Annotated in this window: 10 protein-coding genes and 2 pseudogenes; 7 read left to right on the top strand and 5 right to left on the bottom strand. The window is 43.0% G+C overall.

Features of this window, described 5'->3' with window-relative positions:
• Nucleotides 1-90 precede the first annotated feature (90 nt).
• Together ACZM60_RS13330 and ACZM60_RS13325 are read right to left on the bottom strand one after the other, a co-directional pair.
• Nucleotides 91-1,686 (bottom strand): annotated as a pseudogene (locus tag ACZM60_RS13330) (family 43 glycosylhydrolase); the annotation flags it as partial.
• 199 nt (nt 1,687-1,885) lie between these two features.
• Complete coding sequence (locus ACZM60_RS13325) at nt 1,886-2,383, bottom strand: hypothetical protein (RefSeq protein ID WP_489521740.1); 498 nt, start codon at nt 2,381-2,383, stop codon at nt 1,886-1,888.
• Between the two features lie 167 nt (nt 2,384-2,550).
• Here ACZM60_RS13325 and ACZM60_RS13320 point away from each other — a divergent pair, with 167 nt between their 5' ends.
• The 6 genes from ACZM60_RS13320 (at nt 2,551) to ACZM60_RS13295 (ending at nt 7,774) form a co-directional block, all read left to right on the top strand.
• Nucleotides 2,551-3,093, top strand: a complete 543-nt coding sequence (locus ACZM60_RS13320) for a DUF1599 domain-containing protein (RefSeq protein WP_489521739.1) — start codon at nt 2,551-2,553, stop codon at nt 3,091-3,093.
• Nucleotides 3,083-4,396 carry a BT_3928 family protein gene (locus tag ACZM60_RS13315; RefSeq protein ID WP_021969829.1) on the top strand — a complete coding sequence of 438 codons (1,314 nt, stop codon included), beginning with the start codon at nt 3,083-3,085 and terminating at the stop codon, nt 4,394-4,396. Before ACZM60_RS13320 ends, ACZM60_RS13315 begins: the two co-directional genes overlap by 11 nt.
• Before the next feature lie 32 nt (nt 4,397-4,428).
• Nucleotides 4,429-5,184 (top strand): triose-phosphate isomerase, encoded by a 756-nt coding sequence (gene tpiA, locus ACZM60_RS13310; RefSeq protein ID WP_021969828.1) that lies wholly within the window; start codon nt 4,429-4,431, stop codon nt 5,182-5,184.
• A gap of 96 nt (nt 5,185-5,280) precedes the next feature.
• The gene (locus ACZM60_RS13305) at nt 5,281-5,742 is read left to right on the top strand and encodes an SPOR domain-containing protein (RefSeq protein ID WP_418585939.1); all 462 of its coding nucleotides are present in this window, start codon (nt 5,281-5,283) and stop codon (nt 5,740-5,742) included.
• Nucleotides 5,742-6,329 (top strand): GTP cyclohydrolase I FolE, encoded by a 588-nt coding sequence (gene folE, locus ACZM60_RS13300; protein ID WP_021969826.1) that lies wholly within the window; start codon nt 5,742-5,744, stop codon nt 6,327-6,329. Before ACZM60_RS13305 ends, folE begins: the two co-directional genes overlap by 1 nt.
• 95 nt (nt 6,330-6,424) lie before the next feature.
• The gene (locus ACZM60_RS13295; RefSeq protein ID WP_340318902.1) at nt 6,425-7,774 is read left to right on the top strand and encodes an MATE family efflux transporter; all 1,350 of its coding nucleotides are present in this window, start codon (nt 6,425-6,427) and stop codon (nt 7,772-7,774) included.
• Nucleotide 7,775: 1 nt separating this feature from the next.
• On the opposite strand, the gene ACZM60_RS13290 is transcribed toward ACZM60_RS13295, so the two are convergent.
• From ACZM60_RS13290 to ACZM60_RS13280, 3 genes and pseudogenes are all read right to left on the bottom strand, one after another.
• Nucleotides 7,776-7,997, bottom strand: coding sequence for a hypothetical protein (locus ACZM60_RS13290; protein WP_021969824.1), 222 nt, complete (start codon nt 7,995-7,997; stop codon nt 7,776-7,778).
• Between the two features lie 29 nt (nt 7,998-8,026).
• On the bottom strand, nt 8,027-8,797 hold the full coding sequence (gene proC, locus ACZM60_RS13285; protein ID WP_489521738.1) for a pyrroline-5-carboxylate reductase: 771 nt from the start codon (nt 8,795-8,797) through the stop codon (nt 8,027-8,029).
• Nucleotides 8,798-8,829: 32 nt separating this feature from the next.
• Nucleotides 8,830-9,279 (bottom strand): annotated as a pseudogene (locus tag ACZM60_RS13280) (acyl-CoA thioesterase).
• Between the two features lie 122 nt (nt 9,280-9,401).
• Between ACZM60_RS13280 and ACZM60_RS13275 the strand changes: the two are divergent.
• Nucleotides 9,402-10,685, top strand: coding sequence for an O-acetylhomoserine aminocarboxypropyltransferase/cysteine synthase family protein (locus tag ACZM60_RS13275; RefSeq protein ID WP_021969821.1), 1,284 nt, complete (start codon nt 9,402-9,404; stop codon nt 10,683-10,685).
• Nucleotides 10,686-11,230: the final 545 nt, after the last annotated feature.

The raw sequence follows: 11,230 nt of genomic DNA, 5'->3' as shown, positions 1-11,230 counted from the left end.
GTTTCTTTGAAAACAAACCGGATGCATTGCAAGGATACTATATTGAGGACTCAAAACAACTGGCCTTATTCTAAACTTATCCCGAACTCAGGTATATAATTTATCGGGAGCAATACCCCATAGCACGTTATACCCTTGTGCCCCTTGAACAGGTTTCCAACTAACAGCTACATCTCTACGGTCCGACTGACGAACTAACTTCAGTCCCTCCACTTTATGAGGAGCTTTTCCTGTCCCTTTACCAAACAATCGTAATTCCGATATGGCCAGATGAGGAGTAGGAACATGAACATTACGGTAACGAACATACCTTACTTTCGCAGGATGAGCAAGCTCCACATAATCATTTGGAGTATCTTTATAACTTCTCCGACGATCAACCAGTATCTTCCATACCTGTCCGTCGGATGAGCCTTCTACATAATAACGATGATATAATCCTTCATAACGGCCATACATATTACTCTGATAATCATGATAATTTATTTGTATAGCACACACCTCAGCCTCTTTCTGCAGGTCTATCATCACCCATTGCCCGTCATCATTAGCCTCAGCCAGCCAAAAGGACTTTGTCTTTTCATCGGTCAGTCCTTCAGGACTATACGTTCCAACTTGTGACGATGCTGTTACCGGCTTCTTGTATGAAAGCAACATCCACCCGCGAAATTCCCCCTTCTTACCCGGAACGGCCGGAGCATAATGTGGATAATCGCCAAAGCGAGTATCGCAAAACATAATCCCGTCACGATCAAATCCCATAGGGAACATGCACAGTCTACGCTCCCAATTAACATTGATAGACAATGACATCGAAGCAAAATGCCAGTATGTACTATCAGGTCCCAGCACACTGCTTCCATGTCCTGCACCATTCATAAAGCCTCCCGGTTTATACGATACCGGATTATGCTGCTGATAAGTATATGGTCCCATTGGACTGTCTGCTACATACACGCCGTCGCCATATACATTGAACTCCGTCCCCGGAGAACCATACTGCATATAATATTTACCATTATGCTTAGTCAACCAGGGTCCCTCTATAAAACCGCCCAGATCGGAATCACTCACATGGTTTTCTCCAAATCTTTCCCAACCATGATTTTCCAGATCCAGTCCGAAAAGTTCTTTTTTCTCTCCCTTGGGAAGGAAACGATGATTACGGTCCAATTCCATACCACGAATAGGAAAAACATTCGATGACCCCCAAAACATATAGGCCTTACCGTCATCATCTATAAATAAATCCGGATCCTGCAAATCATGTAAAATGGCAGGTACTCCCTTCCATTCTCCCTTTTTCGGATTGTCGGTATAAAGAATGCTCATCGACCCCGACGGATCTCCACATACGTAAAGCAAAGAATCTTTATAATTATGTGCGGCTGGAGCATTACACCCCTGTGGATACCAATTAGACGGAGCCGGAATAAATTCCCAATTCTGCAAATCCGTCGAATGCCAGTAACCATGCGAGCGGGTTACGAACATATAATATTCACCACGAAATTCTACAACAGCCGGATCGGCCCCCGAACGGTAAGAAATATCTTTATCCGAATTGTAAATCATGTATGTATAATCTACGTTCAGAGGATTGCAAAAAGTTTCCATACGAGTGCTTTGACCTTTCAGTGGCATAGCCGACACGGCACAAAAAAGAGGCAACAAAAGTGTTTTCATTTTCATAGTTACATAATTTATTGCATCAAATGTAAACACATTTCCGTTACCTCTACTCATAAGTAACTACTACAAGAATACGTTTTACGATAACCGCGCTACCTTTTCACTACGTTTTACCAACATAACAAATTGTACATAAACATATTAAACATAGAATACAATATACTATTCCGTCAGTCCCAAGTTCCGGTTATTTTTACCAGTTTACAGGCGTACCATCAAAGTTTAATAAAAGTTCAGAATCCGACTGATGAAACTTTATGTAAAAATAATCCGTACGATCAGCCCAATCGAAAAGCTTAACTTCCTCCACCTTCCATCCTTTTGCCATTACAGCTTCTCTTACAGCTTGTGGAATAACTGTAGAAGCAGTATTCAAATAATCGCGTGTCAAATCAAAGTCGGAACGTTGCCATTTACCTTTCTGGCTAATATATGTACATGCTTCCACTTTATTTAAAGAAATATGTTGCCCGTTCTCCACATATACCCCATCATAAATAAACTCAGCTTCGTAGGCACCTACCAGAATATTCCATCTGACATCCTTCACATCCGGATATTTCTGACTGAAAGCACTGACCACCTCAGCGGCCGGAGTGATAACAACATTTTCATCGTCCTTACTACACGAAGGCAATGCAAACAATAAAGCTGCCGCCAACATCATAAATGTAATTTTCAGAGTCTTCATAAAGCTTCAACTATACAAATTAGGAATCGTTTTTTGAGATATAACGCCAGAAAACATCCTTTGTTTAAACCCTTAGTAAATATTAAGTTTTAGACAAATGTTGCATTTTTATTGCGCGGTTGTTCCGAAAAATCGTAACTTTGCGACATATATTCGGATATAAGTGTATGAAAGATACGAAACAGCAATTTGAACATGTAATAGCAATCTGTCGCGATTTGTTTGCAAAAAAGCTGCACGATTACGGTGCTGCATGGCGCATCATGCGTCCCTCTTCGGTTACCGACCAGATATTTATCAAAGCCAACCGCATCCGGAGTATCGAGATCAAAGGTGTTGCTCTGGTCAACGAAGGCATACGACCGGAATTTATCGCTATCATAAACTATGGTATCATCGGGCTTATCCAACTGGAACTGGGATATGCAGAAACAGATGATATGAGCGAACAACAGGCTCTCGACCTGTACGACAAGTATGCAAAAGCTGCACTGGAACTGATGCTGGCAAAGAATCATGACTACGATGAAGCGTGGAGAAGCATGCGCATCACTTCGTACACCGACCTGATTCTGATGAAAATTTACCGTACCAAGCAAATAGAAGCCTTGAGCGGCAATACATTGGTGTCTGAAGGTATAGATGCCAACTATATGGATATGATAAACTATTCGGTATTCGCTTTAATAAAACTGGAATTTGGAGAATAAGCATTTACATAGAGCTATTTTCGTGTGGGTTAACATTTGCCGCTTCCTGCTGGCAGGTGTCTTTATCTTTTCCGGATTCATCAAAGCCAACGACCCATATGGTACTGCATATAAGATACAAGACTATGTAGAAGCCTGGGGACTTTCCCAGCTAATTCCCGACGCATTTCCTTATCTGGGCGCAATGGTAATGGGCGTATTTGAATTTGCATTGGGATTTTATATGCTCTTCGGAATACACCGTAAAGTGGCCCCCACCCTGATGTTGCTTGTGATGTCGTTTATGACACCTCTGACATTGTGGCTTGCCATCTCGAATCCTATTTCCGACTGCGGCTGTTTTGGCGATGCCGTAGTTCTGACCAACTGGGAAACCTTCGGGAAAAATATCGTATTGCTTATTGCTGCCATTACTGTATTCAAATGGAGAAAGACTGGCATCGTTAAACTTGTCAGTGAGAAAGTTGACTGGCTGGTAGCTCTCTATGGCGTAGTATTTATTATCCTTTATACATTATACTGCATACGCGAACTTCCTGTATTCGATTTCCGCCCTTACCATATCGGGGCAGATATACGTAAAGGCATGGAAATTCCAGAAGGAGAAAAGCCAACAACTTACGAAACAACCTTCATTTATGCAAAAGACGGAGTGGAAAAGGAATTTACGATTGATAATTTCCCTTCAGACTCGACATGGACATTCGTTGACTCTAAAACCCGTATCAAAGAGAAAGGCTACGAGCCGCCTATTCACGATTTCTCCATAATCTCGCAAGAAGACGGAACAGACCTGACAGACATGGTACTGGATGATGATAATTATACGTTCCTGCTGGTAGCGCCTTATTTGAAAAATGCAGATGATAGCGGAATCGATCTGATAAATGAGGTATACGACTACAGTGTAGAACATGGCTATCGCTTCCTCTGCCTGACCTCTTCACCGGATGAAGATATTGCCATTTGGCAAGACAACACAGGAGCAGAATATCCATTTGCTCTGACAGACGAAATTACCTTGAAAACAATAATTCGTTCCAATCCCGGACTGGTATTGCTGAAAAAAGGAGTCGTCATCAATAAATGGAGCAACAACCAGTTGCCGGACGAATATGTACTGAAAGCTCCTCTGGATAAACTTTCCATCGGGACACTAAACCCGAAAACCGTCAGCCATAAACTGGCAGAGGTGATAGGATGGTTTACCGGACCACTGATATTTCTGACCTTATGCGATCTGGCATGGCTGAAATGGCATAAACGGAAAAAGAAGCAAGAAGAAGAAAAAACAGAAAACTAATATTATATAAACCCTTTTAAAATTTAAACAAAATGAGAAAAAACATTGTAGCAGGTAACTGGAAAATGAACAAGAACCTGCAAGAAGGTATCGCTTTGGCTAAAGAATTGAACGAAGTATTGACTGCAGACAAACCTAACTGCGACGTTATCATCTGTACTCCGTTTATTCACCTGGCTTCTGTAACTCCGATCGTAGACAAAAACATTATCGGTGTAGGTGCAGAAAACTGCGCAGACAAAGCATCTGGTGCTTACACAGGTGAAGTTTCAGCAGAAATGGTTGCTTCAACTGGTGCTCAGTACGTTATCCTGGGTCACTCAGAACGTCGTGCTTACTACCACGAAACTGTTGAAATCCTGGCAGAAAAAGTTAAATTGGCTTTGGCTAACAACCTGAAACCTATCTTCTGTATCGGTGAAGTTCTGGAAGAACGTGAAGCTAACAAACAGAATGAAGTTGTAGAAGCTCAGTTGGCTTCTGTATTCTCTCTGTCTGCTGAAGACTTCAGCAAGATCATCCTGGCTTACGAACCGGTATGGGCTATCGGTACAGGTAAGACTGCTACTCCTGCTCAGGCTCAGGAAATCCACGCTCACATCCGTTCTTTGGTTGCTGCTAAATACGGCAAAGAAGTTGCTGAAAACACTTCTATCCTGTATGGTGGTAGCTGCAAGCCGACCAACGCAAAAGAATTGTTCGCTAATCCTGACGTAGATGGTGGTTTGATTGGTGGAGCTGCTTTGAAAGCTGCTGACTTCAAAGGTATCATCGATGCTTTTAAATAATTAAGCGAACTATATTATTTTTCACGGAAGAGAGGGGAAATCCTTCCCTCCTCTCCGTGATTATTTAAACTCACTTATTAAAAGACAACCGGTATGATGAAGTACTTATTAACCCTTGTGTTCCTGCTTACAGCAAGTATGGCAAGCGCACAGCGCAATATTGTAGAAAGCCTGCAGACCCGAACCCCGGGAGAGGGTATAGTCAACATCCATCAAGATGCCTACATTACCTCACTGATAGGATTGCGCTATGTAAACAATGCAGCGACTTCCGGTTCTGGCAAGACATTAAAAGCAAGAGGATTCCGTGTCCAAGTGTATGCTGGAAACAATTCGAGAGTTGCCCGCAATGAAGCAACTGCCATAGCCAATAAAGTAAAAAGGGAATTTCCCGATATGCCGGTATATACTTATTTTCAACCTCCCCGCTGGCTATGCCGCATAGGCGATTTCAAAAGTATAGAAGAAGCACATGTAGCCATGCGCAAGCTGAAAGAGAGCGGTGAATTTAAAGAAGTGGCAATCGTACGCGAACAAATTAATATACCCATTGAATAATGATTGATACGAACTTGATGCACTTTCCGGAAGAGAAGGTGCAGAAACTGATGTCGCACTACAAGGAAATACTTTCTCTGCTGGGAGAAGATCCGGAACGTGAAGGCTTGTTGAAAACACCAGAACGTGTGGCGAAGGCCATGCTGACCTTAACACGCGGTTACGAAGTAGATCCCAAAGCCGTATTACTGGGTGCCAAATTTAAAGAAGAATACAGTCAGATGGTCATCGTAAAGGATATTGACTTTTTCTCCATGTGTGAGCATCATATGCTGCCCTTTTACGGGAAAGCCCATGTAGCTTATATTCCCAACGGATATATTACGGGCTTAAGCAAGATAGCGCGCGTAGTCGATATATTTTCACACCGCCTTCAGGTACAGGAACGCATGACCCTGCAAATTAAAGAGTGCATACAAGAGACACTCAACCCATTAGGAGTAATGGTTGTTGTAGAAGCCAAGCACATGTGCATGCAGATGAGAGGAGTAGAGAAACAAAACTCTGTAACTACTACTTCCGATTTTACCGGAGCCTTCAATCGCGCAAAGACTCGTGAGGAGTTTATGACACTGATTGGCAGGTAAAACTACTGTACTTCCAAGATTAGAAAATGATTTAAGTCAAGTCTCCGCGTGTAAAAAAAGTCGTAACTTTGCACGCGGAATTTTTTTATCATCTCGTGGAACAGGCAATTCAACAGACTAATATTCGTAAGGGACTGACTAAACTGGTTGTCCCGATCTTTATCGAAACGTTATTGATTATGATGCTGGGAGCAGTAGATACAATCATGCTGAGCCAGTATTCGGATGAAAGTGTAGCTGCCGTAGGAGTAGTCAACCAGATAGTAATGTTTGCTTTCCTCGTATTCGAAGTTATCAATATCGGAACGTCCGTACTTTGTTCCCAATACCTCGGCGCCAAAATGCACAAGAATATGGTGCAGGTCGTAGGAGTAGCCTTACTTCTGAATCTTGTGGTAGGACTTCTTATAAGTGCGATTTTACACTTCGGAGCAACAACCTTACTGGGCTGGATGGGACTTCGTCCTGAATTGCTGAAATATGGTATCGGATATATGGAGATAGTAGGTGCCTTTGCTTTCTTTCAGGCAATATCGTTGACCATTTCGGCTGCACTGCGCAGTGCCAACAAAGCTATTTACCCGATGCTGGTCACCGTTTTGGTGAATATTATGAATATCATCGGAAACTACTCACTGATATTCGGTAAATTCGGTATGCCCGCATTAGGAGCCGAAGGTGCTGCTATATCGACTTCCATAGCCCGGGGAGTAAGTATGATCGTACTGTTCATCATTCTGTTCCGCAAGCATATACCTAAATTTCCACTGGCCTATTTCCGTCCTTTCCCCTGGATAGAACTGAAAAACCTGTTAAAAGTAGGATTGCCCTCTGCCGGTGAGAACCTTTCGTACAGCTTTTCTCAGGTAGTAATTACTTATCTGATTAATATCTTGGGAAACAATGCGCTGGCAACCCGTACTTACACCGTAAACATTATCATGTTTGTATACTTGTTTGCCATAGCCATGGCGCAAGGAGGAGCCATCAGCATCGGTCATCTGGTTGGACAGAAGAAAATACACGCTGCTTATTTGTTGGGCAAATATGTTATGCGACTCTCTATCCTCGTATCACTCATCCTCTCCTGTATCTGGGCAGCAGGCGGACATTTCATCTTCAGCCTTCTGACTGACAATGAAGAGATCATCCGAATGGGAGTTACCATTATGATCATCGATGTGGTAGTAGAAATCGGACGTGCCGTAAACATCTACGCCACCAACGCACTACGTTCGGCTGGCGACGTAAACTATCCGTTCTACGTGGGATTAATCGTACAGTGGACCGTTTCGGTAGGTTTCAGCTATCTTTTAGGAATTCACTGGGGCTGGGGACTTCCGGGCATGTGGTGTGCCTTCCTGCTGGACGAGAATATACGTGCCCTTATATTCGTTAAACGCTGGAACAGCCTGAAATGGGCAAAGAAAGGCTTTGTGAAATAAATCACAGATTTCCCATCCCTACATAAATCAAAAGGACACAGATCAGGTCGATGACAAGGGCTGTCACCGACCATCTAATAAACTGTTTGTCTTTTTTCGCGGCTCCATAAATAATGCCGATGATAGCAGAAACCAATATTCCGGCTGCCACACCCAACATACCTTGTACGGCAAGCCCTACAAGAATCAGAATAGCCATCGTTATCAGAATATTGTTTTTCATAAATATCGTATTTAAGTGTAGAACATTTATCACATACTTGCCTTAAAGGCATTAATTACAGCAGAGGTAAATCCGTCGTGTTCCAGTGAATTAACTCCCTTGATTGTAATGCCACCCGGTGTTGTAACCTTTTCTATTTCGACAGCCGGATGCGAATTTTCATCACTCAGCAGCAAACGAGCAGCGCCATCTAATGTCTGTGCTACCATTTTCTTGGCCTCTCCCGGACGTAATCCGGCTTCTACCCCTGCCTGCATGGCTGCCTGTACATATTTCATGACGTAGGCTATTCCACATGAAGCAAGTGAAGTGGCTGCCGCAAACTGTTTTTCCTCTATCAGCATCGCAAGTCCCATTTCATTGAAAACCCCTAACATGACTTGTGTCTGCTCGTCGGTAGCATTCCGCCGGGCTATCAATGTCATACTGGCACGTTCGGCTATTGCCGTATTCGGAATTACACGGAAGATAGGCATTTCCGGATCAACAAAATGAGCCAAATCTTCGAAAGTCAGCCCGGCAGCAACCGACACAAGTATCTGCGGCTGACGAAGACGCAAAGGTTTCAGCACTTCTTCTACCTTCCAAGGCTTGACTGCAACAATCACCACATCGGCATCGGCAGCTTCCTTATTGTTGGTAGAGGTATGAATGTCGGGAAATTCAGCCTTCAACTTATCCAGCTTTGCCGTACTGGGATTAGTAACTACTATTTCGCTCGCTTCAATATAATGTCCCTGTGCCAGCCCGCGTGCAATAGCTCCGCCCATATTGCCGGCTCCGATAATTGCTACTTTCATATGAAAAACTCAATTGTTCTTTATCCGTAATATTATTTTAAAGGCTGCGACAGCTCGTCCAACGACTTGCCTTCATAGTCACAAACAGCCTGTTTGAAATCATCCGGAAGTTACACCGGCTCCTTGGTTGCAACATCATATCCTACCATGACCGTACGACACTGACATTTCAACACACCGCTCGCCTTATTGACCGCCCGCTGAAGCAAGGTAAAGCTCTTATGTCCCAGATGTACGACAGTGGTTTCTATTATCAGATCGTCGGAAAAAAACACCGGTGCCAGAAAATCGGCATTGATATTGGCAACTACAATACCCAGATGACTCCAGTCTTTATTACCAAACACATCACGCATATACGAAGTCTTTGCCAAATCGTACAAAGAGAAATACGAAGAATTATTCATGTGACCATACTGGTCGACGTCGCTGAAGCGAATCTGTACAGGCAATGCATGCCTAAATTTCATATCATCTGCCATATCCATTTGTTTTTATATAATCTCAAATATAAATCTTTTTTCCCGAAAACCTACTATAAAGGAAGATTATTTCTTACTTTTGCTCGTCAACTAAATGAAAAAGTAAATTTAAGCATTACAATATGGAACAGAAATTCAAAAAGGAGACCCTGTGCGTACAGGCTGGATGGACTCCGAAGAACGGAGAACCCCGTGTTTTACCTATCTATCAAAGTACAACATTCAAATACGATACCAGCGAAGAGATGGCTAAACTCTTCGACCTGGAAAAGAGCGGATATTTCTACACCCGCTTGCAGAACCCGACAAACGATGCCGTAGCTGCCAAGATTGCTGCGCTGGAAGGTGGTGTAGGTGCTATGCTGACTTCGTCTGGTCAGGCAGCCAATTTTTATGCTGTATTCAATATCTGTGAGGCAGGTGATCACTTTGTCTGCTCATCGACAATTTACGGCGGTACATTCAACCTCTTTGGCGTTACGATGAAAAAGCTGGGTATCGAGTGTACGTTTGTCGATGCCGATGCACCGGAAGAGGAAATTGAAAAAGCTTTCCGCCCGAATACCAAATGTCTGTTCGGCGAAACTATCTCGAATCCGAGCATCAATGTCCTCGATATTGAAAAGTTTGCACGTATCGCACACAAACATGGAGTGCCCTTGATTGTGGACAATACATTTGCAACTCCTATCAACTGCCGCCCGTTTGAATGGGGAGCCGACATCGTAACACATTCTACTACCAAATATATGGACGGACATGCAACTTGTGTAGGAGGTGCCGTAGTAGACAGTGGCAACTTCGACTGGGAAGCACATGCCGACAAGTTCCCGGGACTGACTCAGCCGGATGCTTCTTATCACGGACTGACTTATACCAAGGCTTTCGGCAAGATGGCTTATATAACCAAAGCAACCGCACAGTTGATGCGTGACCTCGGTTCCATACAGTCGCCCGAAAATGCCTTCCTGCTAAATCTGGGACTGGAAACATTGCACCTGCGTGTAGCACGTCACTGTGAGAACGCACAGAAGGTGGCCGAATGGCTGGAAGCAAATCCAAAGGTAAAATGGGTAAACTACTGTGGGCTGAAAAGTAGCAAATATTATGAACTGGCTCAGAAATACATGCCAAACGGCTCGTGTGGTGTCATTGCCTTCGGACTGAAAGGTACCCGTGAAGATGCTATCAAGTTCATGGATCAGCTGAAACTGGCTTGTATTGTTACACACGTTGCCGACGCACGTACATGTGTGCTTCATCCGGCAAGTCATACACACCGCCAGTTGACCGACGAGCAGTTGATAGAGGCTGGTGTAGCTCCCGATTTGATACGTCTGTCGGTAGGTATCGAAAATGTAGATGACATCATCGCTGATTTGAATCAAGCTATGCAATACATTTAATGTACATCAAGGTATACGTATAACCGATCAAAAGGTCGTTTCTGTATTTTTCAGACAATACGGAAACGGCCTTTTTTGATTATTGCTATCGCCTGAAGATTTATATGATGATTATAACTTCTTCTTGTTCTTCAACCCTCTGCATATTGCCTGCAAAAGAAGCTGACAGTCTGCCAAAAACGTCAGGACGTTTTTAGAAAATTTGTACAAATTCCAAAATGTTTTGTACAAAAACCGAGAACAACTCTATTACCTTACAGAAAAAATCAGAATGCATCTCCTCGGCTTTCCTGAGAAAGTTTATCCTGTGTCAAACCATTCATAATTACAGCATACACGAAACATCATGAAAGTTTGTTGCTTCTTGCTTCCAATTTGATAAGGTTTAATGACTGAGGATTGTAAGATATACTTCCTTTCATTACATTTGCCAGTGAATAATCAATTTTTACCTGAGTTCGGGATAAGTTTAGAATAAGGCCAGTTGTTTTGAGTCCTCAATATAGTATCCTTGCAATGCATCCGGTTTGTTTTCAAAGAAACAA

The sequence above is a fragment of the Phocaeicola sp. genome (genome assembly GCF_057861905.1).
This window is presented reverse-complemented; position numbering and strand designations above follow the sequence as displayed.